This window comes from Nitrospira sp. T9, from assembly GCF_052156535.1.
Lineage (GTDB): Bacteria > Nitrospirota > Nitrospiria > Nitrospirales > UBA8639 > Nitrospira_E.
This window is the reverse complement of record NZ_JBQKUP010000027.1, coordinates 23,740-46,215: the sequence shown is the minus strand read 5'-3', so window position 1 is coordinate 46,215 and position 22,476 is coordinate 23,740. Positions and strand designations below refer to the sequence as shown.

The 22,476-nt window shown below is 48.0% G+C and carries 19 protein-coding genes; 17 read left to right on the top strand and 2 right to left on the bottom strand.

All coding sequences use genetic code 11. The features are described from left to right. Positions 1–30: 30 nt before the first annotated feature. Complete coding sequence (locus ACTRXD_RS04305; protein WP_442430611.1) at positions 31–1,395, bottom strand: sodium-dependent transporter; 1,365 nt, start codon at positions 1,393–1,395, stop codon at positions 31–33. Positions 1,396–1,582: 187 nt separating this feature from the next. Between ACTRXD_RS04305 and ACTRXD_RS04300 the strand changes: the two genes are divergently transcribed. Together ACTRXD_RS04300 and ACTRXD_RS04295 are read left to right on the top strand one after the other, a co-directional pair. Continuing rightward, positions 1,583–3,073: an FAD-dependent thymidylate synthase gene (locus ACTRXD_RS04300; RefSeq protein WP_442430610.1), complete on the top strand. Its 1,491-nt coding sequence runs from the start codon at positions 1,583–1,585 to the stop codon at positions 3,071–3,073. 43 nt (positions 3,074–3,116) lie between these two features. Next, positions 3,117–4,136 carry a tetratricopeptide repeat protein gene (locus ACTRXD_RS04295; RefSeq protein ID WP_442430609.1) on the top strand — a complete coding sequence of 340 codons (1,020 nt, stop codon included), beginning with the start codon at positions 3,117–3,119 and terminating at the stop codon, positions 4,134–4,136. Positions 4,137–4,193: 57 nt separating this feature from the next. Here ACTRXD_RS04295 and ACTRXD_RS04290 read toward each other — a convergent pair whose 3' ends face one another. Then, a complete protein-coding gene (locus tag ACTRXD_RS04290) occupies positions 4,194–4,472 on the bottom strand; it encodes a hypothetical protein (protein ID WP_442430608.1) in 279 nt (92 codons plus the stop codon). Between the two features lie 206 nt (positions 4,473–4,678). On the opposite strand from ACTRXD_RS04290, the gene serC reads away from it, so the two are divergent. From serC to ACTRXD_RS04215, 15 genes are all read left to right on the top strand, one after another. Further along, the gene (gene serC, locus ACTRXD_RS04285; RefSeq protein ID WP_442430607.1) at positions 4,679–5,761 is read left to right on the top strand and encodes a 3-phosphoserine/phosphohydroxythreonine transaminase; all 1,083 of its coding nucleotides are present in this window, start codon (positions 4,679–4,681) and stop codon (positions 5,759–5,761) included. 160 nt (positions 5,762–5,921) lie between these two features. Beyond that, positions 5,922–7,505, top strand: a complete 1,584-nt coding sequence (gene serA / locus ACTRXD_RS04280; protein WP_442430606.1) for a phosphoglycerate dehydrogenase — start codon at positions 5,922–5,924, stop codon at positions 7,503–7,505. Positions 7,506–7,576: 71 nt separating this feature from the next. Next, positions 7,577–8,902, top strand: a complete 1,326-nt coding sequence (hisZ, locus tag ACTRXD_RS04275) for an ATP phosphoribosyltransferase regulatory subunit (protein WP_442430605.1) — start codon at positions 7,577–7,579, stop codon at positions 8,900–8,902. Beyond that, entirely contained in the window at positions 8,889–10,244 is a 1,356-nt protein-coding gene (dnaB, locus tag ACTRXD_RS04270; protein ID WP_312646074.1) for a replicative DNA helicase, read from the top strand. Before hisZ ends, dnaB begins: the two co-directional genes overlap by 14 nt. Before the next feature lie 21 nt (positions 10,245–10,265). Next, a complete protein-coding gene (locus ACTRXD_RS04265) occupies positions 10,266–12,077 on the top strand; it encodes a tetratricopeptide repeat protein (protein ID WP_442430604.1) in 1,812 nt (603 codons plus the stop codon). Positions 12,078–12,476: 399 nt separating this feature from the next. Then, a complete protein-coding gene (locus tag ACTRXD_RS04260) occupies positions 12,477–12,923 on the top strand; it encodes a type IV pilin protein (protein ID WP_442430603.1) in 447 nt (148 codons plus the stop codon). A 108-nt stretch (positions 12,924–13,031) separates the two neighbouring features. Further along, positions 13,032–14,339, top strand: a complete 1,308-nt coding sequence (locus ACTRXD_RS04255; protein WP_442430602.1) for a nucleotide sugar dehydrogenase — start codon at positions 13,032–13,034, stop codon at positions 14,337–14,339. A 164-nt stretch (positions 14,340–14,503) separates the two neighbouring features. Further along, the gene (gene shc / locus ACTRXD_RS04250) at positions 14,504–16,672 is read left to right on the top strand and encodes a squalene--hopene cyclase (RefSeq protein WP_442430601.1); all 2,169 of its coding nucleotides are present in this window, start codon (positions 14,504–14,506) and stop codon (positions 16,670–16,672) included. Between the two features lie 81 nt (positions 16,673–16,753). Then, positions 16,754–17,539, top strand: a complete 786-nt coding sequence (locus ACTRXD_RS04245) for a phosphorylase family protein (protein WP_442430600.1) — start codon at positions 16,754–16,756, stop codon at positions 17,537–17,539. Then, a complete protein-coding gene (locus tag ACTRXD_RS04240) occupies positions 17,536–18,303 on the top strand; it encodes an MlaE family ABC transporter permease (protein ID WP_442430599.1) in 768 nt (255 codons plus the stop codon). The genes ACTRXD_RS04245 and ACTRXD_RS04240 overlap by 4 nt, the downstream gene beginning before the upstream one ends. Before the next feature lie 26 nt (positions 18,304–18,329). Beyond that, positions 18,330–19,079 (top strand): ABC transporter ATP-binding protein, encoded by a 750-nt coding sequence (locus ACTRXD_RS04235; RefSeq protein WP_442430598.1) that lies wholly within the window; start codon positions 18,330–18,332, stop codon positions 19,077–19,079. 122 nt (positions 19,080–19,201) lie between these two features. Beyond that, positions 19,202–19,648, top strand: a complete 447-nt coding sequence (gene mlaD, locus ACTRXD_RS04230; protein ID WP_442430597.1) for an outer membrane lipid asymmetry maintenance protein MlaD — start codon at positions 19,202–19,204, stop codon at positions 19,646–19,648. Between the two features lie 169 nt (positions 19,649–19,817). After that, positions 19,818–20,372: an MlaC/ttg2D family ABC transporter substrate-binding protein gene (locus ACTRXD_RS04225; protein WP_442430596.1), complete on the top strand. Its 555-nt coding sequence runs from the start codon at positions 19,818–19,820 to the stop codon at positions 20,370–20,372. Positions 20,373–20,384: 12 nt separating this feature from the next. Next, complete coding sequence (locus tag ACTRXD_RS04220) at positions 20,385–21,593, top strand: BamA/TamA family outer membrane protein (RefSeq protein WP_442430595.1); 1,209 nt, start codon at positions 20,385–20,387, stop codon at positions 21,591–21,593. Between the two features lie 54 nt (positions 21,594–21,647). Further along, positions 21,648–22,406, top strand: coding sequence for a tetratricopeptide repeat protein (locus ACTRXD_RS04215; protein WP_442430594.1), 759 nt, complete (start codon positions 21,648–21,650; stop codon positions 22,404–22,406). Positions 22,407–22,476: the final 70 nt, after the last annotated feature.

Below are 22,476 nucleotides of genomic sequence, written 5' to 3'. Positions count from 1 at the left end.
AAGATTTAGGGAAAGTTGCCGTCCTGTAGGCTATAGAATGCCGATCGCGTTGAGGAGGACGATAAACACAGCAACCGGGGCGATGTAACGTACGAGAGCCTGCCAGGCAAGGTAGAGGGTAGGGTTATGTATGTTGAGTTCGGATTGGGTGCTTTCGGCCTTCATGAGCCACCCGGCAAAGAGGGCAATGAGAATCCCACCCAGGGGGAGCATGAGATTGGATGTTACAAAATCTAACAGGTCAAAAAAGGTTAGACCGAAAAACTTGATTTCTGCCCACCAGTTGAATGACCAGACTGTCCCGAGGCCAATCAGCCAGGTGGTTACCCCTGAATACAGGGAAGCCTTGATTCGTGATAATCCAAAAGTTTCAATGAGCCAGGTGACCAGGGGCTCAATCAAAGAAATCGACGACGTCCAGGCGGCCACAAGCAAGAGGATGAAAAAGAGCGAACCGAAGGCGAGGCCGCCGGGCATGTTGCCGAACGCGACGGGCAGTGTTTGAAAGATGAGACCTGGCCCGGAGCCTGGTTCCATATTGTTTGCAAAGACGATTGGAAAAATGGCCATGCCGGCTAATAAGGCAACAAGGGTGTCAGCTAGGCCAATGATAATTGAGGTGGAGGCGATTGACGTGTCCTTGGGAACATACGAGCCATAGATCATGATGGTGCCCATGCCAAGACTGAGGCTAAAGAAGGCTTGCCCCATGGCTGTCAGCATGCTCGCGCCTGTCAATTTACTGAAGTCCGGCGTAAAGAGAAATTCCAGACCTTTTCCAAAAAAACCCGTGGTCATGCTGTAGGCGACCATAAGCAGCAAAAGCAGGAAAAGAGTCGGCATAAGAAATTGAATTGCTCTTTCCAATCCTCCTTTGACTCCCCCTGCCACGACGATCATGGTCATGGTCATAAATATCGTGTGCCAAATGAAGAGCGTGGTTCCGCTCCCTATAAAATTGTTAAAGGTGTCTGCAGCAAATTGGCCCGAGGTCCCGCTGAAAGCCCCCGCGCCTGATTTGAAAATATAGGCCAGCGTCCAGCCGCCAATGACACTGTAGTAGGAAAGGATCAACATGCCCGCCAAAGTGCCTGACCAGCCAACAATTTGCCACCATTGGGTGGTGTTGGTTTCTTCCGCCAGCACTTGCATTGAATGAATTGGGGTGGAACGTCCTCTCCGGCCCAACAAAATTTCGGCCATCATCAAGGGGATTCCCAGGGCTGCCACGCAGAGGATATACACCAGAACAAATGCACTACCTCCATTTTCTCCCGTGAGGTAGGGGAATTTCCAAATATTGCCCAACCCCACGGCCGCACCGGTGGCCGCAAGGATGAAGGTCCATCGGGAGGACCATTGGCCATGCATGGATTGTCGATCGGAAATATTCATTGAGGATTGGATTTCTACCTGGAGACCCGGTGGAGTGTAGTGGAGGTGCCAGGCACTTTCAAGGTCTTTGGAGCATACCTTGCGGAGAGATAATGTCTGACTTGAGATGTCACTCCTGTCTGACTATAGTGTCGTCTTCTCTGTTTCGATTGTGTTTTCTTCGGGATAAGTTGGAAGGATTGAATCGATGAGCGACGAACAACGAAATCGGAAAGTGATTGCTCTGGCCCCGATGCCGCCGGAAAAATCTGCCTATGCCCTGGCTCGGTATAGTCGTTCACCGGATTCCATTGAGGAGAGTCTGCGATGGGTTCATTCCCATTCTTCCGAAAAGTTTTGGGAGCAGTTTTATTTCGCCTATGGGCATGGCTCGATTGCCGATCTTGGGCATGCGACGGTGTGTTTCGAACATATTTCTGAACTGGCGGCTATTCGTCTTGAGGATGAACCTCTGTGGGATGGGCAAGCCAAATCCAGCCGCTATCAAAACTTTGCGGCAGCCGGCTGTTACGTGCCTAGCGAGATTGCTAATACGGAAATCGAAGGGGAATATCGCGGCATCCTTGGCAGCCTCTATAACATTTATCGGTTGCTGAAAGATCCGATCCAAACCCATTTGAAGAAGCGATATCCCAGGCCGGAAAGTATGAAACCCGCAGATTACGATCGAACCATCGGTGCTCGAACCTATGATGTCATTCGCTATCTGCTTCCACTGGCGGCTATGACGAATGTGGGGCAGGTGGTCAGTATTCGCACATTGGAAAAGCAAATCACGCGGTTGCTGTCTGCTCAATTGCCGGAATTGAAGGGGATTGGAGAAGATCTGAAGGATGCGTGTGCCAAGTCACCCTCAACGGTGTGGGCCGAGTTGCAGCAAGAAGAGAGCAAAGGGTTAGAGGCCTTGGCGCCGACCTTAGCCCGGTATGCGGGGGCTAACGAATATCAAGGTTCGGTATATAAGGACGTGCTTCGCCAGGTCAAAGGGCGACTCAAACAGGCCGGCTATGATGATCCGCAATCCTGGAAAGGGAGGGATCAGTCGGTTGATTTGCTGGAATCGCATGCACCCTTGGATGAATTAGTGACGACGCTGGTATACCGAGTGAGCCATGCCCCCTACCGGTTCCTCCTTGAGTGGGTACAACAGTGGTCGGAAAAAGAGAAACAGGAAGTGGTCGATGCCGCGCTACGCGGTCGTGGTCCTCATGACGATTTGATAAAGGAATTCCGTTCAGGGTATGCCTTTATCTTTGACATTCTGATGGATATCGGTGGGTGGCGGGATATGCACCGGCACCGCCGTTGTCAGCAGATTCAGCAAAATTTCACGACGATTCATGGGTACGAGGTGCCGTCCGTTTTATCGGAGGCAGGGGTGGAGAGAGAATATCGGCAAGCCATGGATGCCGTGCGACTGGATATAGAGCGGTTGCGTGTCAGCAATCAGGAGGCGGCTCTCTATGCCATTCCCTTTGGGTTTCGTGTTCGGTGTTTGTTTAAAATGGATTTTGCTGAAGTTGAGTATATTGCCAAATTGCGGTCCGGGGTCAAGGGCCATTGGTCGTATCGAACCGTGGCCTGGCTTATGAAGCAAAAGATGCTTGAGCGACACCCGTATCTAGGAAGCCTCATGGAGGCCACGTCGCCGGATATTGAAGACTCGCTGAGGCGTTAGCGAATGAATATGCATTATTGAACTCGATTAAAAGGATGTGGGCATGAGTATAGATTATGAGCATGTAATTAATGACGCCATTTGCCAGGGAGAATGGGATGTAGTCTACGCAAAGGCGCGAGAGTGGTCTGAACAGGCTGACTGCGGGCCTTTGCCCTATTTCGCGCTGAATGTCGTGTGCATGTTGCGGGGGGATTTTGCCGAAGCGTGGAATATCTATCCTCGGGCTTTTGGAGAAGAGGCCGATGTGCAACTGCTTCAGGAGTGGATGGCGCGCTTGCGGGTTCAGGGATCGGATGCGCCGGATTTTTTGTTATTTGAAGGAGTGTTCTATACGCAATCCGGACGGTTGGAGGAGGCAGCGGCCAGTTATGAACAAGTAGGAGCGTTGGCTCCCCACTCTCCCTATCCCTACTTTTTCCTGGCGCAAATTTATCAGGCCAAAGACCGCATCGATCAAGCCGTTAAAGCCTACCGCGAAGCGATTAAGCGGGACCCCTCCTATGTGGCGGCTCGCCTCAAACTCGGGGTGGCCTATCAGGATCAAGGGCAGTTGGAAATGGCCATTCTACAATATCGGGAAGTCCTGAAGCTCCGTCCCGATGATGCCTTTGGGCATACCAATCTGGCCTGTGCCTTAGCGGAACAAGGTAAAATTGAGCCGGCGATTGAAGAATATAAAAAGGCGTTGCAGATTGATCCTAATGATGCTGAAGTGTATTTCGCCTTGGGCGGTCTTTATGAAAACAAGGGGCGGCTGGATTTAGCGAAACGACAGTACGAAGAAGCCCTTCGGTTGGAACCAAACTTTGCTCCGGCCGCGACCGCGATCGGCTGGTTTTTATATGATAAGGGGCAAGACGATTTTGCCATGGATTATTTTAGTCGAGCGCTCAAAGCCAACCCTGATGATGCCCAAGCGACATTCGGGGTTGGCCGGATCTATGAAGAAAAGCGCAAGCCGGAACTGGCGGTGCAGCATTATCAGCGGGCACTGTCTTTAGAAAAAGACCCGGACAAGAAGATGCGCATTCTCAATTTTATGGATAAATTGCTTGGATAGATTAAATAGCAGTAGGGGGCGGACGGGCATCAGGCATTCTTCGAAAGCGGTGAGAAGTTATTCCTTCCGAAAGAACTCTTGAATGACTGATATTTGAGGATTGAGGTCTCCGGTGTTTCGTACTTCCCGGCGTATCTGCTCTTGTAAATAGGATGAGTATCCCACCTTGTTGACGAAAAGCGCGAAAAATTGATCAGGTGGAAGCGCAGTCTGGGTTCGCAATTCCTCAACAATGTCATCACTGATGGGGATCAAAGTACTCCCGATGTGAAGAATGACTTTATAGTAATTCCCGTCCCCCCGTTGTTCCAATCTGAGACCCGTCTGTGTTCCCAAGTTGTTCTCCAACCTTCCTGAAAATCTATGAAAGCCTTCTCCAATCGCCGGTCATTGTAGGGTATCCAAAATTGGAATAACAAGGTTGCGTCCTCTTCTTGACTGGTCTAGGACCCTGTGCTAGCGTAACCTCTTTTTTCACACTGGTGAAGTTCCGTAATTCAATAGGTATGACGCCGGTTTAGGCATGGAGGACGAGTCAAGTAATGGCGCGGTTATATAACTTTAGTGCGGGTCCGGCGATCTTGCCGGAAGAGGTGTTAAAGCAGGCTCAAGCCGAATTGCCGGATTGGCATGGCTGTGGCGCATCAATTATGGAAATGAGCCATCGTGGGAAAGAGTTTGTTTCGGTGGCTGCAGAAGCCGAGCAAGATGTCCGCGATTTATTGGGAGTCCCTGCTAATTATAAAGTGCTTTTTTTGCAAGGCGGGGCGTCCACGCAATTTGCCACCATTCCCATGAATATTTTACGTGGGAAAAGTAAAGCTGATTACATTCTAACCGGTGCGTGGGGCAAAAAAGCTGTAAGCGATGCCAAAAAATATTGTGTGGTCAATGTTGCAGCATCTTCCGAAAGCGATAAATTTACGAGTATTCCACCATTTGAAGGTTGGGCATTAAGTCAGGATGCTGCCTATGTGCATTACACGCCCAATGAAACGATCGGTGGGGTGGAATTTCACTGGGTCCCGGACACCGGCGAGGTGCCGTTAGTTGCCGATTTTTCATCCACTATTTTATCGCGTCCCATTGATGTCAGTCGGTTCGGAATCATTTATGCTGGCGCACAAAAAAATATTGGCCCAGCCGGTTTGACATTAGTGATTGTGCGGGACGACCTCATTGGAAATGCGTTGCCGATTACCCCAAGCGTGTACGATTATGCCAAACAAGCAGAAGCGGATTCTATGTTGAATACACCGCCAACTTATGCCGTGTATATTGCGGGTTTGGTGTTTAAATGGTTAAAAAAACAAGGTGGGCTTTCGGCGATGGGTGCCATCAATCAACGAAAGGCCGGTAAACTCTATGCAGCCATTGATGGGTCTAGGTTTTACCGAAATCCCGTGGAAAAGGCCTCTCGTTCCTGGATGAACGTCCCCTTCGTGTTGGCCAATCCGGATTTGGATAAGGCCTTTCTTGCAGGAGCGACAGATGCAGGATTAACAACCCTTGAAGGCCATCGTTCTGTTGGCGGAATGCGCGCCAGTATTTATAACGCGATGCCTGAAGCTGGCGTTGATGCGTTAATTGACTTTATGGCGGACTTTGAGAAACGCAAAGCCTAACGTCTCCTCGGAAATACGGTTTCGAATGACTCGCCAAGATAATGGTGCGGGTATGTTTGCGACAACCCTGTGTGTGAATGAGATGCCCTTTGAAATGGCAAGAGTGCTCAAGATTTCCCCGTGAGAAATAAAGTGGGGCCTCCCCTATATTGGAGATACTATGAATATTTTAGTGAGTGACAGCCTTTCCCCTAAAGGAGTTGAAGTCTTAGAGCGTGCCGGATTTTCGGTGGATGTTAAAACCAAGCTCACGAAAGAGGAATTGCTTCAAGAAATTCCCAAATATGAAGGTTTAGTTGTTCGGTCTGCAACCAAAGTCACTAAAGACGTGATTGAGGCAGGCAGTCGTCTTCGTATTGTGGGACGTGCCGGAACCGGTTTAGATAATGTTGACAGTGAGGCGGCAACCCGGCGCGGTATTGTGGTCATGAATACTCCAGGTGGAAATACAATTACCACTGCGGAGCACACAATGTCGATGATTGCTTCGATGAGTCGAAAGATTCCACAGGCGACCATGTCCATGAAGGCAGGTAAGTGGGAAAAAACCCGGTTCATGGGAACGGAACTCTATAACAAAACTTTGGGGTTGGTAGGGTTAGGCCAGATTGGGTCGTATGTTGCAAAATTGGCCCAGGGATGGTCCATGAATGTCATTGGCTATGATCCCTATTTGGCCGTGGAGCGGGCCAAACAAATGGGGATTGAAGTGGTGGATTTAAATGAATTGTTCCATCGTTCTGATGTGATTTCGGTTCATACGCCCTTGACCAATGAAACGAGAGGCCTCATTAACACCGAGACCATAGCAAAGATGAAAGATGGGGTCATGATCGTGAATTGTGCCAGAGGCGGTATCATTAATGAACTGGATTTATGCGAAGCGTTGAAATCCCAGAAAGTTGCCGCGGCGGCCTTTGATGTGTTTGAAAATGAGCCAGTGGATCCCAAGCATCCTCTCATGGATCTTGATAACTTTATCTGCACCCCTCATATAGGTGCTTCTACCGAAGAAGCTCAAGAGAATGTGGCAATTGGAATTGCTGAACAATTCGTTGATTATTTCAAGCGAGGCATTGCCAGAGGGGCTGTAAACGTTCCCTCTGTGGCACCTGAAGTGCTTCCCCAACTGCAGCCCTATTTGGTCTTGGCCGAACGTATGGGTCGATTTCAGGCCCAATTATTAGATGGAGGGATTAAATCCGTTACCGTTGAATATTTTGGTGAAGTGGCTCAACTTACCGTGGCACCCGTGACCGTCGCTGTGTTAAAGGGCCTTCTCTCACCTATTTTGGAAGATGTCATCAATTACGTGAATGCCCCTATCGTGGCAAAAGAACGTGGTATTGAAGTGAAGGAAGTGAAAAGTAGTGATGCCGGAGACTTCTCCAGTTTAATCCGGATTAAAGTCGAAGCTGGTTCTCATACGTATTCCCTGGGGGGAACTCTTTTTCATCGTCAAGAACCGCGTTTTGTCGAAATTAACCAATTTCAGGTCGAGGTGGTCTCGGAAGGCCAAATGATTTTGATCGATAACGTGGATCGCCCAGGGGTGATTGGTATGGTGGGTCAGATTTTAGGCCAGCATGATGTCAACATTGCCAGGATGCAATGCGCCAGAGTCGAGCGGGGAGCATCAGCACTGCTGATTATTGGTCTGGATGCCCCGCTTGCTTCCGCCGTATTGGATCTTCTCAAGAAAGAGAAAGATATTCTGTCTGTTCGCATGGTTGACCTTAGCTAGCTTGACGGCTTCTTTCTGCAGACTATCTTGGCCAAACAATTCGAGTTGGCAGGTTCTCTTCCTTACGCCCCATGAAACCACTCCGCTCGCTTATCCCCATTGGCACAGCTACATTACTTCCCCATACGGCGCAAAGCGTTCGGTGGTTGGAAGATCAATTGTTGGCGCATTGTTCGACCTGGGGCTATCAGGAAATCATTCTTCCTACCTTTGAGTATCTTGATGTATTAGCCGTGGGCTTGGCTCCTGAAATCCTGGAGAAATGCTATAAATTTGCGGATTGGGGGTCAGGCCGAATTCTGGTCTTGCGACCTGATGCGACCGCACAGATTGCCCGGATGGTGGCCATGGGCCTCGGAGGAGATGCTCTTCCCTTGCGGTTTTCTTATCGGACCACGGTTTTTCGGTATGAACCGGAACATCGTGGACGGGACCGTGAAGTATTTCAGGTCGGATCTGAACTGCTCGGCAAGGATACTTCTCAAAGTGATGCCGAAGTCGTGACTTTATTGGCGGGGCTTCTGGAACGGATTGGATTGCCAGAATGGAAAATTTCTCTTGGTCATGTCGGATTTTTTAAAGCGTTGTTGGCCCAATCCGGTCTGTCACTCAGTGGGCGAAAGCAGGCAGAAATCGCGGCAGCCCATAAAGACCTTCCTCAGCTGGAAAAAATTTTAGAGACTGAACGGTTATCTCGTTCTAAGGTAAAGGACATATTGCAAGTGCCGGAACGGTACGGCCGTGACGAAGTGCTGGAATGGGGGATGCGAATCGCTGGGAAGGATACGCAATTGCTTAAGCCCTTACAACGTCTGACGCAGGTGTATCGGCAATTGATCGCAAACGGCGTGCAAGATTATATTCTTTTGGACCTTGGGGAATTTCGTGGTTTTGACTATTACGATGGTGTCGTATTTGACGTCTTTACCTCTACGTTCGGCAGTGAAATCGGTGGAGGAGGGCGTTACAATCATTTGGTTGGGCGGTTTGGCCGGGACCTGTCTGCCATTGGATTAGGGCTGGATTTGGACCGCGTGTTTTCCGCCTTGGAGCGGGGAGGAAAGGTGAGCGGCAATGGATTGAAGCCTGTCAGAATTTTTACTTCTCCTCATCAGTCTGAGGCATCCTTCGCTCTTGCTCAGCGATTACGGGGGGCTGGAATTTGTGTGATTGAAGAAATGATAGAAGGTTCTCCAAAATCGGCCTTGAGCTGGGTTACCACAGTTGCTCGGCGTCGAGGGGTGCCGAGTGCAATGATTTTTGAAGAAAAGACATCCACCCCGCAATCGGTGCTCTTGTTGGAATTCACCTCTTTTTCTCAAAAGCCCCGGCAAACCCGGATGCTAGTTCAAGAACTTCCTCAACGGTTACAAGCATTCAGCCATGGCAATATCTGAAGCACCAGAGATCCGAGTCCCTCCCCAAAATCTCGAAGCGGAACAATCCGTCCTTGGCGCCATTCTTCTTGATAATGCGGCGCTTAATCGAGCGATGGAAATCTTGTCGGAGGATGACTTTTATCGAACGGGCAACCGGATCGTGTATCGTGGCATGGTGGCATTGTCAGAGCGGAATCAACCTGTTGATCAAATTACTCTGACAGACTATTTGCGAGGGACCGGCGAACTCGACCAGATCGGGGGCGCTTCGTATATTGCAGAAATCGTACAGGTGGTTCCCAGTGCCGCCAATATCCGGTATCACAGTAATATTGTTCGAGATAAATCCTTGCTTCGTGGCCTTGTTCAAACCGCCACTGAGGTGGCCATGCGAGGCTATGAGGGGACGACGGGGACGAATGAACTCCTTGAATTTGCCGAACGCGAAATTTTTCGATTGGCCCAGGGGCATTTGGGAGGAACTTTTGCGCCTGTCAGTAGTATCATTAAGGATAGTGTTGAGATTGTTGACCGGTTGTATAGCCGAAAAGAACGGATCACCGGAGTGCCCACCGGGTTTTCGGATTTGGATAATATGCTGGCTGGGCTTCAACCATCTGATTTAATTATCGTGGCGGGTAGGCCGAGTATGGGGAAGACCAGTTTGGCCTTAGGGATGGTCGAGTATGCTTCTCTTCGATCCAATGCCGTAGTCGGAATCTTTAGTTTAGAGATGTCCCGTGCGCAGCTGGTTTTGCGTATGTTGAGTTCCCAGGCGCTATTAGACTCTCATGCTCTCCGGACTGGGCAGTTAACGAAACATGACTGGGTAGCCTTAACTGAGGCAGCGAGTCGGCTGGAGCAGGCCAGGATTTTCATAGACGATTCTGGAAATTTAACTCTTCAACAAATGCGAGGGAAGGCTCGACGGTTGAAAGCCGAACATGGTTTGGACCTCCTGGTGGTCGATTATTTGCAATTGATGGAAGGGCGTGGAGATTCAGAATCTCGCCAACAAGAAATTTCGGATATTTCCCGGGCCTTAAAAGGATTGGCAAAAGAATTGAATATTCCTGTGATTGCCCTTTCTCAGTTAAGCCGGGCGGTGGAAAATCGAAAACCGCCCATCCCCGTGCTGGCTGATTTGCGGGAGTCGGGTGCGATTGAGCAAGATGCCGATGTGGTAATGTTTATCTATCGCGAGGAGGTCTATGAGCCTGATACGGAGCAGAAAGGCATTGCGCAAATCCTGGTGAGAAAACACCGGAATGGACCGATTGGAGAAGTGGATCTGCAATTTCATGACCGGTATGCCAAATTTAATAACTTAACGAGAGAGAGACAGGCTGGTATAGTATAAAGAATTGTTGAGGGACGGCATATGAATTCTAAAACTGTGCAAGCTATGGCGAAGAAGGTTAGGGCAGGACAGACATTCCCCATGTGGTTGGGTCGGCTGAGAACGCTTTTGTGGGGAATTCCACTTCTGGTGGTGTCCTGTGGGACAGCTCCCCCTCCCACTTTGAATGGACAGGAAGCGTCCATGGTAACGCGGGAAACTGTCCACCCTCAGGCCTACTATCACTTCCTTCGAGGTTCCCTTGCCGAGTTGAATAACAATGCCACAACAGCTTTAGAGGAATATCAAGCAGGTTTGGCATTTGACGCGGATTCGAAGTTTTTAAAATTTCGACTTGCCAAACTGCATTTCTCTATGTCGCATTTGACTGAAGCCGTGGACCTAGCAAGACAAATCCCTGTGTCGGAAATTTCTCAGGCGGCAATGTTTTTCGATTTGGCGAAAATTTTTGCCGGGGGAGGGGATACCGGGCGAGCTGTGGAAATTTTGGCTGAAGGGGAACGACATTTTCCTCAGGATGAACGGATATACATTTCTCATGGGACTCTTCTGTTAAATATCAAAGAGCTTCAAATGGCTGAAGATGTATTCCATGATTTATTAGTTCATGTCCCTGGCTCCGCTGAAGCCCATTATTATTTGGGGGTGATTGCTTTGGAGGCGAAAACGAAACAGGAAGCCAAGGACCATTTTCAGGATGCCATTGCTCTTCATCCCACCTTTGAAAGGGCGTACCTGAAGTTGGTGGCCATTTCCGAAGAAGCAGAGGAGCCTCAGGAGGCTATTGAACTTTTGGAGCGCTACTTGATTGAGGTCAATCCGCATCATCGGGAATTCCGGTTGCGTGTTATCCGGCTATATATTGGCCAACATAACACGGACAAGGCTTTGAACCATTTGGATTATTTTCTCCAGCAAAATCCAGATGATTTGCATGCGCAGATTCTAAAGGCTCAAATTTATGGTGAAATGGGGAATTTTCCGGCTGCAATCGAGCAGTTAAACGCCATTCTGCGCGTGAGACCTAACGAATTGCGTGTTCGTGACTTTCTGGGATTGTTATATGAGGAAATGAAGGATTATGACCGCGCGATTCAGGCCTATCGAACGAATGTCCAAATGGACGACACTTTTTTTGATAGTATTCTGCATTTAGGCTTTGTGTCCTACCGGTTAAAACGAAACCAGGAAGCTCTCTCGTATTTGGATCAGGCCGTAAGCCTCAATCCTAACCGGCCAGAGCCGTATTTATTGTTGGGGCTGACCCATTTTCAAATGGAAGAATATCACAAGGCCAAGGCCAGATTAGAGGAGGGTATTCACCATGACCCCTCAAATGCCGAACTCCATTTTAATTTAGGCACGGTCTATGACAAATTAGACCATTTCGATAAAGTGGTCCGGGAAATGGAACAGGCTTTGGAGTTGGATCCGGAACATGCGGATGCCTTGAATTATTTGGGGTATAGCTATGCCGATCGCGGCATCAAGGGGGAGCAGGCCTTGTCCCTTACGCAACGTGCCGTTGCCTTAAAACCGAATAATGGGTATTACGTGGACAGTTTAGCTTGGGCACTCTATAAGCTGGGACGTATTGAAGAAGCACTGGAAGCGATTCAACGAGCGGTCTCTTTAGTGTCCGATGATCCTGTTATTTATGAACATTTGGGGGATATTTTCTTAAAGCAAGATGAGCGAAATAAGGCACGAGAGGCCTGGCTTCATTCGCTGCAACTCGATTCAACAAATAAGTTGTTGGGTAAGCGGTTTCGTGAGGCCGGTTTTGGGGAACCGATTCCTACCCTTTCCCATCAGTCTACCCTGTCCCCTTAGGTTCTGACCCTTCTAGATATTTCGCTGTGATTTACCCAATAAATTTTTCAAGTGATACCTCCAGTTTATTTTAAAAGGTGATATGAGCCTTCTTGATAGGTTCCGTGACTGAGTCATTTTCAGCCGCTGATTCTTAAGACTTGCTTTCTTCCTGGCGAATAAATAGTCACACCTGTTTGTATTTGCCTTGCATGAAGATGTGGCCCTCCATTTTTTGTGTCCCTGAAATGGTCCGTTATATGAATTTTTGTGACGTTTAATGTCGTTTCATTGCCGTCTTTAAGGCCGTGTTAATTTTCATTGGAGCCCTGGCTACTTGAGAAAACCAGGTGTACCATCATCCGAGGGTGAGATATATAACAATCTGTTGGAGATAGTTCTCCATGGAGGATTCGTAGGATGCTGACTCAACTCAATGAACAAAAGGGTTTCAGTTTAACGGAGCTGATGATTGTGGTGGCAATTATTGGAATATTGGCGACTATAGCCATTCCAAATTTTTTGCGTTATCAAGCTAAGGCCAAGCAAACGGAGGCCAAAAGCAATTTGGTGGCAATCCATACCGCAGAAATTGCCTATTTTGCTGAAAATAATGGGTATATAGACGATTTTAATGCAATTGGGTTTGGCATGAGTGGGTCTTCGCAGCGATATTTTTATAAAATCGGCAATGCCAATCTTGGAACTTTACCTCCCGGGTGTACCGACCCGAATTTGGATTCTGTGAGTGCACTAGGTTTTACGGCGGTTGCCATTGGAAACATTGATGGAGATGCAACCTGCGACGTGTGGACCATTAATGAGGGAAAGGTCATCACGAATGTGACGAATGATGTGTCTTCCTAGTTTTGTTGTGTCAGAGCGCAATGGATTCAACGGTAACCAACTCAAGAAAAGTTGATTTTCCCCGAACTTAAATTGAATCGATTAACGTGATCTCAAGAGGGGGCAACAGTGGACATACTCGAAAAAATAAAAAATCGGTCAGCCAATGTGGGAGTGATTGGATTGGGATATGTGGGGCTTCCCTTAGCCGTTCTTCAAGCTAAAGCGGGGTACCATGTATTTGGGGTGGATGAAGTGGTAGCCAAGGTTGAAATGGTGAACCAAGGGCGTAATTATATTTTGGATGTGGTGGACTCTGAGTTACGAGAAGTCGTAGACCAAAAAAAATTACAGGCGACAACTGATTTTTCCGTATTGCGGCAGTGCGATGTCATACTTATCTGTGTGCCGACTCCTCTAACCAAAAATAAGGAACCGGATATCTCGGCAATTGTAAAAGTTCTTGGGCATCTTGCCGATAATTCACATCCGAATATGCTCGTTGTATTAGAAAGTACAACCTATCCAGGAACAACCGAGGAAGTCATTTTACCTGCCTTGACAGCAAAGGGTTTAACGGCTGGAAAAGATCTGTTTGTCGCATTTTCCCCAGAACGGGTTGACCCCGGAAATACTGAGTTTAAGACTCATAACACTTTTAAGTTGGTGGGTGGTGTTACCAAAGTTTGCGGGGAAGTTGCCAAAGCCTTTTATGAACAATCCATCGTGAAAATCTTCCCTCTCAGCTCTCCACGTGTTGCGGAAATGGCGAAGGTCTTTGAAAATGTTTTTCGCTCAGTAAATATTGCATTAGTGAATGAGCTCACTTTGTTGTGTGACCGGATGAATATTAATGTTTATGAAGTGATTGATGCCGCAGCCACAAAGAACTTTGGCTTCATGCCTTTTTATCCTGGCCCTGGCGTGGGTGGACATTGCATCCCCCTGGATCCATATTATTTAGCGTGGAAGTCAAAAGAGTATGATGTCCATACCAGGTTCATTGAGCTGGCTGGGGAAATCAACGAAAATATGCCCTATTTCGTAATGAATAAGGTTCAGCGGATTTTAAATCAACGAGGTCAATGCTTAAAAGATTCAATCATTCTAGTATTGGGAGTAACCTATAAAGCCGACATTGAAGACCCACGTGAATCGCCTGCCACCAAAGTCATGGAACTATTGCAACATGAAGGAGCAACGCTGCAATATTCAGACCCCTTTACTCCTTCCCTTATTATTCAAGGAAAGGAATATAAATCTCAACAGATAAATCCTGAATTGTTAAAGCGCAGTGCGTGCGCCCTGATTTTGACCGCGCATTCTGCTTTTGATTACCAGTTGATCGTTGAGCACGCTCCCGTGGTATTTGATACCCGGAACGGAACTCGTCAGGTGAAGCATCACCGTGATCGTATTGTGTTGCTTTCAACCTAAGGAGCGTTTCAGTAGAAAACACATTCGGCTTGACAGTCTAACTGTATTTAGCTATAAAGCCCTGTTTAAACAGGGCTTTTTTGTGCTTGTGAATCTCTCATTTGTTGGCAGCACTCCCCCACAAATTGCATTATTAAAAGTAGAATCGCTGAAAGACCTACCGCATGAAGTTGCTCAAGCAATTCTTAGTACGGTTATCGGGGAATATCTTTGAAACCCTGACTCCAAAGTTGGGACCCTATCGTGTAAAGCAAAAGCCACCGCCCCTTAAGCTGGTTTCCCATAACCCTCATCCAGAGGTTTCTCAGGATCGCCCTCTCCAACGAACAGCCAATCTTGGCCATATGAGTGCTCTGGAATCAGCTCTTCAAAAAGGGGAAGACTGGTTACTGAACATGCAAGATCCTGAACAGGGATTTTGGGTAGAGGAGCTGGAAGCGGATACGACCTTGACCTCTGAGTATGTGATGCTTCGACGGTTTCTGGATTTGGTTGATCTGGATAGAGAGCGGAAAGCCACTCGGTATTTACTTCATACTCAGCTCGAGGATGGGGGTTGGCCGATTTTTTTCGGAGGGCCTGCAGATATAAGTGCATCGGTAAAGGCCTATTTTGCGCTCAAACTGGCGGGGGTTTCTCCTGATGAGCCTGTGTTGCAGCGTGCGAGAAGTTTCATTCTCGGCAAGGGTGGTGTCGTTCAGGCCAATGTCTTCACCAAAATTACCCTAGCATTATTCGGGCAATATGATTGGCGCGGGATACCGTGTATGCCTCCAGAAATATTCTTAGCCCCTCGATGGTTTTATTTTAATTTATATGCCGTTTCTTATTGGTCCCGTGCAGTTATTATCCCGCTTTTAATTATTTTTGCCCATCGACCTCTGTGCACCATCCCCAAGGAGCAAGGGATTGATGAACTGTTTCTTCAGCCTCGTCAAGAGGTGGACTATGCTCATGTGCCACCGTTGCATAGGGATTCCACACTCATAAGCTGGCGGAATTTTTTTGTTTGGGTCGATGGGCTGCTTCGTTTATATGAGGCCTATCCCATAAGGGCCCTCCGGAAAAAGGCTTTGAGTAGCGTGCAGTCTTGGATGCTTGAACATATGGGTGGAGAAGGAGGATTGGGAGCCATCTATCCGGCAATGGCCTATTCGGTTTTTGCCCTTCGAGCTTTGGGATACTCTACCGATCATCCGTTGGTTCAAAAAGCATTGAGGGAAATAGAAGCACTTGAAATTTACTCGAATCCTGGTAATACCCCAACGCCCACTATGCTGCATTTACAGCCTTGTCATTCTCCAGTTTGGGATACAGCCTTAACGATGAATGCGCTGATCGAACGGGGCCTTGCGCTGGACCATTCGTCCTTGCAACGTGCGGATGCCTGGTTACGATCCCGTCAGTGTCAAAAAGTGGGAGATTGGGCCGTGTCGGCTCCAAAAGCTCGGTCTGGTGGATGGGCCTTCCAATTTGAAAATGAATGGTATCCCGATGTCGATGATACCGCGGCTGTGGTGACGGGGTTGGCCAAGATCAATCCTGCCGACATGTTCGGTTCAGATGAGGCCCTTGAGCGAGGGTTACGATGGGCTTTGGCGTTGCAGGGGTCGGATGGTGGTTGGGGGGCATATGATAAGGATAACAATAAATTAATTTTCAATAAGATTCCCTTTGCGGATCATCAGGCTCTTTTGGATCCCAGTACGGCCGATTTAACCGGTCGATGCTTGGAAATGTTAGGAACGTTAGGGTATGACCAGTCTTACCCTGCCGTGAACCCCGCAATTGGGTTCTTACGCCAGGAGCAAGAGCCAAACGGAAGTTGGTATGGCCGATGGGGGGTCAATTATATTTATGGGACCTGGTGTGTCCTTTCAGGTCTTCGTGCAATAGGCATGGATATGACGGTGCCGTGGATCCAGCAGGCGGTGATTTGGCTAGAGTCCGTTCAGAACTCTGATGGGGGTTGGGGGGAATCCTGTGATTCTTACGCTGATGTGGAGAAGGCCGGGCGAGGAGAAAGTGCGGCATCTCAAACGTCCTGGGCGCTCATGGCCCTCCTTCAAGCTGGAGAATCGGACTCCATAAGTGTTGTCCGGGGAGTCAATTGGCTCATTCGCCATCAACGTGAGAATGGAGTTTGGGATGAGCCGTTTCATACGGGTACCGGGTTCCCCAGGGTCTTTTATTTACGGTATCATGGCTATTTTAAGTATTTTCCCATCTGGGCCCTGGGTATGTACCGGAATGTAAAAATAACCGGGGAAGCAAGGGCCGATCAATTACGAAAGGCCGCACAAGTGGCCAGACGCCAGAATAAGCTTGTGTAATTTCGGTCCTGACTGCCTGCCTTTTGAATATTTCCCACTCCCCGATGATGGCAGGAGCCTCCTCTGATCAGAATCGTCATTTTGACTGCAACCCATCTAGAGTTTAACGCTGTTGGCCGGACTCTTCCCCGTGTGTGCTCCGCCAATCGCCCTGGGTACGCCGGCCTAGAGAGTCAAGGTGCTTCAACCCATGTGTTGTTAGTGAAGACGGGAATAGGTCCAGGAAAGGCTGAAAGGGTTACCCGGCAAATTTTAGAGAGCGAAGCATGGGATGTCGTCATTTCTACCGGTTTTGCCGGCGCTCTCAATGCTTCCCCAATCGGATCGCTGGTGATCGGTCAAGAGGTTCTGTTTGGGGAGTCTACAGAGATGTTCTCTGATTCTGATTTGCCACGAATTGTGTGTCATCCTGAGTGGGTCAAAGCGGCATTAAGGGTCCCATTGATGGATGGGTGCCATCTTCAAGCTGGTCGGTTTGTAACGACGGATCGAGTGCTCACACAGGCTTCACAAAAACGTATTCTGGGAGAACGGACCGGGGCCATGGCTGTAGATATGGAGAGTGGAGCTATAGGCGAAGTGGCGAAGCAGTATGGTTTCCCTTTTCTGATTATTCGTGCGATTTCTGATGGTATTAAGGAGGATTTACCGGTAGACTTCAATATGTTTCTCAAGCCGTTTGGGTGGGTTGGTGGTATAGGACAGGTCCTATCCTCACCTCGATGTTGGAAGGGATTTTTTCGTTTGTATCGGCATTCGAGGCAGGCCGGAATCCAACTTTCTGGTTTTTTTGAAAATTTTTTCCCGATTGTTTCAGCCCAAACTTTCTCCATGGCCATCAATAAATCTGGCGCGGAAATTCCATGATATTATTGCAACAAATTGGGAAACGGACTCTATTCTTGATAGAAGAAATGGGGGCCATGTTTGTGTTTTTGATACGGACGTTTGGATGGTTGTTCCGACCACCGGTGAGAATCGCTCAAATTGTCAAGCAAATGCATTTTGTGGGTTTCAAGTCTTCTTTTGTTGTGATTCTGACGGCGTTATTTACCGGGATGGTGTTAGCGCTTCAAGGGTACTATTCCCTGAGGAAGTTTGGGTCTGAAGGTTTGCTAGGGTCTGCGGTGGCAATAAGTATGATCCGTGAGCTAGGTCCGGTATTAGCGTCATTGATGGTGACGGCTCGCGCGGGATCAGCCATGACCGCAGAAATCGGGATAATGCGTATTACCGAGCAAATTGACGCATTGGAGACCATGGCGATCAATTCTTTGCAGTATTTGATTACTCCCAAGGTGGTTGCGTCGCTTATTTCGGTACCCTTGTTGGTTGCTATGTTTGACGTGGTGGGAATTTGGGGGGGGTATCTGGTTGGGGTCAAGTTGCTTGGAGTCAGCGGGGGATCCTATTGGAGTTCAATCGAATCAGCGGTGGAATGGAAAGATGTTTATGGGGGGATCTTAAAGTCAATTAGTTTTGGCCTGATTATCAGCTGGGTCTGCTGCTATAAAGGTTATTACACGAGAATGAGTGCCGAGGGTCTAGGAAAAGCTACCACTGAATCTGTGGTCTTGGCGGCAGTTCTTATATTGGTGTGGGACTATTTTTTAACCTCCGTCCTTATGTAACGTTACGCAAGTCTATGAGTCTACCGATGGTCATAAAACTGGAGGGGGTGGAAAAGACCTTAGGGGGACAGGCTGTGCTCAAAGGGGTCACTCTCGATATTCCTAAGGGTAAAATTACGACGATTATCGGTCCGAGCGGTGAGGGCAAAAGTGTGATGCTTAAGCACATCATTGGATTGATTCGCCCGGATCGAGGCCGAGTCATTATTGATGGAACGGATCTTACGGAAATTAATGACCAAGAATTGAATGACATACGTAAAAAGTTTGCTATGTTGTTTCAATCGGCTGCCTTGTTTGATTCTATGAATGTATTTGATAATGTCGCTTTTCCCTTGCGAGAAAAACGCATGATGACTGAACAGGAAATTTGTCGATGGGTGCCAGAGATGCTGGAGAGGGTAGGGTTGGACAAGATGGGCCATAAATTTCCGGCAGAACTGAGCGGAGGAATGAAGAAACGTGCAGGATTGGCCAGGGCACTGGTAATGGGGCCGGAGATTCTTTTGTTTGATGAACCGACAACGGGGTTGGACCCGTTGATGGCCCATGCCATCCATGACCTCATTTTGGCCATGCATAAATCCTTTGGATTTACCGGTGTGATGGTGAGTCATGAAATCCCAGAGATCTTCCCTATCTCTGATTGGGTTGCTATGTTAAAGAATGGAAAGATTATTGCTATGTGTCCTTCAAATGAATTTCAGCAGACTGCCGATCCTGTGGTGCGGGAGTTTATTTCGGTCAATAATGGCATTCACCTCGCTCAAGTCTGAATTTCCTGGCTCTCGAGTGTGGGTTAGGGAGTGAAATGGATATTAGTGTTACGCTGAACTATATGCCTTATCCTTCCCGGGCCTTGCCCCAATAAAACATCAATTACCCTAATTTAATTTTTATGATTGAACGTGGAAAACTTGAATTAATCGTCGGAATATTTGTGTTAGTGGGGGTCATCTGCCTTGGGTATTTGGCCATCAAGCTTGGAAAGCTTGAGCTGGTTGGAGGGGATTATTACGAACTCCAGGCAGAATTTTCTTCCACTTCCGGGTTGAAAAACGGAGCGTCGGTAGAAATCGCCGGAGTAGAGGTGGGCCGGGTAAAAAAAATCGGACTGAAAGAAGATCGGGCTCAAGTGGTCCTAGCGATCCAGGATGGGATCCCGGTGTTTGACGATGCGATTGCTTCAATCAAGACTCGTGGCATTATCGGAGAAAAATTCATGGAATTATCTCCCGGCGGGGCGGGAGAGCGTTTGAAGACTGGTGGGACCATTGTGGACACTGAATCTGGAATTGACCTAGAGCAGGTGATTAGTCAATTTATCCATGGCAATGTTGAGTGATGCTTTTTGGTGAAATAAATGTGGAGGAAATATGCAAAGGGAATTGGTTAAGAAACCTGAGTTAAAGGTGAGGACCAGAGAAGGTGAACCACGAAGGCTGCAGTTTAAAAATTCTTCAAGAAATGTGGCAGTAATATTTCTTGGTTGGATAGTAGTTTCTTTTGCCTGTTTGACTGCCGCGTGGGGAGGAGGTACTCCAACGGGGGCAGTCAAGGAAACCGTTGATCAGGTTTTTGTGGTGCTGAGGGATCAAGCATTAAAGGACCCTGCGAGAGAGACGGAACGTCGAGCGAAGCTGGAAGAAATTATCGGAAAGCGATTTGATTATGCCGAAATGGCCAAGCGTACCCTGGCTTCTCAGTGGAAGGGGTTAAGTACAGAGCAACAACAAGAATTTGTGACCCTATTTCAGCAGTTTTTGGCAAATTCCTACGTCGGCAATGTAGACGGGTATTCGGGGGAAGAAGTGGAGTACCTCAAGGAGCGCGAAAAGGGAGAATTTGCTGAAGTCCAGACCAAAGTGGTGTCTCCGAAAGTGCAAATACCCTTAGACTATCGTCTGTTGCAAAAAAATGGAGAGTGGCGGGTGTATGACGTAGTGATAGATGGAGTAAGTTTGATGAAAAATTACCGTGGGCAATTTTCCCGTATTATTAACTCCTCATCGTTTGAAGCTCTTCTCGAGAAGCTTCGTTCAAAAGCCGACCTGGGGACTTCGTCCTAAGGAGTCGGTTTTGTGATATCGTTTCGTTCGTGGGGCCTGGTGTTCTCGTGCCTGGCCTTAGGCGGCGTTATCCTTCCCTCTTCTACAGTCCTCGCCGAAAATTCTTTTTTTGTGGTTCCTGCGTTTTCTACCTCCAAAAATGATGGACAAGACTTTGGGTTGATTGCCCCGTCATTGAATTCAGATGCGGAAGGTAATCTTCGTTCTCTCTTTGCCCCGATGCTGATTCACAATTCATTTTTAGGAGTCCGGGGAACCTTGAACTATTTTCATTATTGGTCTGGTGGGAGGCAAATGGAGACAGTTGGTTCGTATACTGAGGAAATTGAACGAAAGCTGAAGTTTCGTTACCAGGATCCTGGGTTTATCGAAGGGCTGTTCTTTGTGGATGTTGGAGCACAGTTTTTCAAAAATGCGACCAAGCGGTTTTATGGTTTAGGGCAAACCACTCCCAAAGGTAATGAATCAAACTATACGGGGCGTGAAATTCAAATTCATTGGAACTTTGGTATTCATTTGAATGATGTGACGCGATTATCCGTTAACCAAAGGTTTCGAAATGTTGAAATTCAACCGGGAGGTGTAGATGACGAGCCATATACTAAGGATCGTTTCCCACGGGATCCGGGGATAAAAGGTGCGACGATTCTGGCCCACCGTCTGGTGTTCCAATATGATACCAGAGATAACCTCAATACCCCGACCGCGGGCACCCGAGTAGAAGCATTTGGGGAATTGGCGCAGAACTTTGATTTTGGGAAAGAAGAGGATCTGTTGTATTTTCGTTCAGGGTTTGATATCAGGCACCTGATACCGAGTCCCTCCAAACGGTATATTTTTGTGGCACGAGCGATGCTGCAATTAAGTTTTGGCGATGGGATCCCCTTTTACGAACAAAGTTCCTTGGGAGGAGAAGACAACCTGAGAGGATATGGGAAGGATCGGTTTATTGATAAACATATGGTGGCATTTAATGTGGAGGAACGTATCCATCTATTTGGGATGAAGATGTTCAATGTCAGTATAGAATGTGAATTAACGCCATTTGTGGATATGGGGAGAACCTATAAGGATTTTAAATTTCGCCAATTTCATGATTGGGAAGTTACCCCTGGAGTAGGCTTCCGAGCCATTGTCCGTCCCAATGTTATGGCCCGGGTGGATTGGGGGTACAGCAGGGAAGGTGGAGCAGTTTTTGCTGGCCTCAACTATCCTTTCTGATACAGCTCATAGGTAATCTGCTCTTCCGGAAAAAACATGTATTGATAAGATCTAATGAATATGCGTCTATTTGTCCCAATAGGGCTACTCTTACTAGTAGGAGTCTTCATTCTCCCTTCTCGGGCATTGCAGGGTGAGGACTCAACCGACCAGCAATTTCCCGAGAGTCTTGAAAGGGAGTTGGAGGTTTTGGTGAGGGAGGGGGCAGCTAATTCAAGCGATCTCACGCGCTTGCTTCGGATGGCCGGCCTGTATCTGGATCTGGGTTATGGGGTGTACGTTGATCGGGAGCAGAAGTTGGCAGCTTTCCAGGAAGGAGCCCGTCTTGCTCAAAAAGCCTTTGGTCTTCGTGAGTCTTCTGCAGATGCCCATTTTTTGTATGCCGCCAATCTTGGGAGTGCGGCGGAGTTGGAGGGTTTGGTTTCAGCGGCATTGACGATTCAGAAGTTAAAGAAGCATGTGAATCGGGTGCTGGAACTTGATCCAAACAATGTTCAGGCTCACCATATGTTAGGGCGGATGTATGAGGAGTTACCCTGGGTGTTAGGAGGCGATCAGAACGTCGCTGGAGAGCACTTGAAAAAAGCGGTTTCTCTCGATAGCAGGTATGCACCGGCAGGGTTAGATCTTGCCAAATGGTACGTGAAACAAGGACAAAATTTGGAGGCAGTGAGGGAGCTAACCCGGGTTGTAAACACCCCTCCTCTTAAGAAGCGATGGATATGGGAACGGATTCATCGACCGGAAGCCCAAGCCTTGCTCCAGGAGACCATCAGTCAGGTGGATGTTGGCCGTTCCAATGCTCATCCCTGAAGTTAGATCAAATGCTTGACAGGCAATAGCAGCTATGGGAAGATTTTGGTTAATCATGTCGGAATTTGGA

Coding starts and splice junctions, on each gene's coding strand:
- ACTRXD_RS04305 (WP_442430611.1), bottom strand. CDS start 1,395: ATGAATATTTCCGATCGACAATCCATGCATGGCCAATGGTCCTCCCGA.
- ACTRXD_RS04300 (WP_442430610.1), top strand. CDS start 1,583: ATGAGCGACGAACAACGAAATCGGAAAGTGATTGCTCTGGCCCCGATG.
- ACTRXD_RS04295 (WP_442430609.1), top strand. CDS start 3,117: ATGAGTATAGATTATGAGCATGTAATTAATGACGCCATTTGCCAGGGA.
- serC (WP_442430607.1), top strand. CDS start 4,679: ATGGCGCGGTTATATAACTTTAGTGCGGGTCCGGCGATCTTGCCGGAA.
- serA (WP_442430606.1), top strand. CDS start 5,922: ATGAATATTTTAGTGAGTGACAGCCTTTCCCCTAAAGGAGTTGAAGTC.
- hisZ (WP_442430605.1), top strand. CDS start 7,577: ATGAAACCACTCCGCTCGCTTATCCCCATTGGCACAGCTACATTACTT.
- dnaB (WP_312646074.1), top strand. CDS start 8,889: ATGGCAATATCTGAAGCACCAGAGATCCGAGTCCCTCCCCAAAATCTC.
- ACTRXD_RS04265 (WP_442430604.1), top strand. CDS start 10,266: ATGAATTCTAAAACTGTGCAAGCTATGGCGAAGAAGGTTAGGGCAGGA.
- ACTRXD_RS04260 (WP_442430603.1), top strand. CDS start 12,477: ATGCTGACTCAACTCAATGAACAAAAGGGTTTCAGTTTAACGGAGCTG.
- shc (WP_442430601.1), top strand. CDS start 14,504: ATGAAGTTGCTCAAGCAATTCTTAGTACGGTTATCGGGGAATATCTTT.
- ACTRXD_RS04240 (WP_442430599.1), top strand. CDS start 17,536: ATGATATTATTGCAACAAATTGGGAAACGGACTCTATTCTTGATAGAA.
- ACTRXD_RS04235 (WP_442430598.1), top strand. CDS start 18,330: ATGGTCATAAAACTGGAGGGGGTGGAAAAGACCTTAGGGGGACAGGCT.
- mlaD (WP_442430597.1), top strand. CDS start 19,202: ATGATTGAACGTGGAAAACTTGAATTAATCGTCGGAATATTTGTGTTA.
- ACTRXD_RS04215 (WP_442430594.1), top strand. CDS start 21,648: ATGAATATGCGTCTATTTGTCCCAATAGGGCTACTCTTACTAGTAGGA.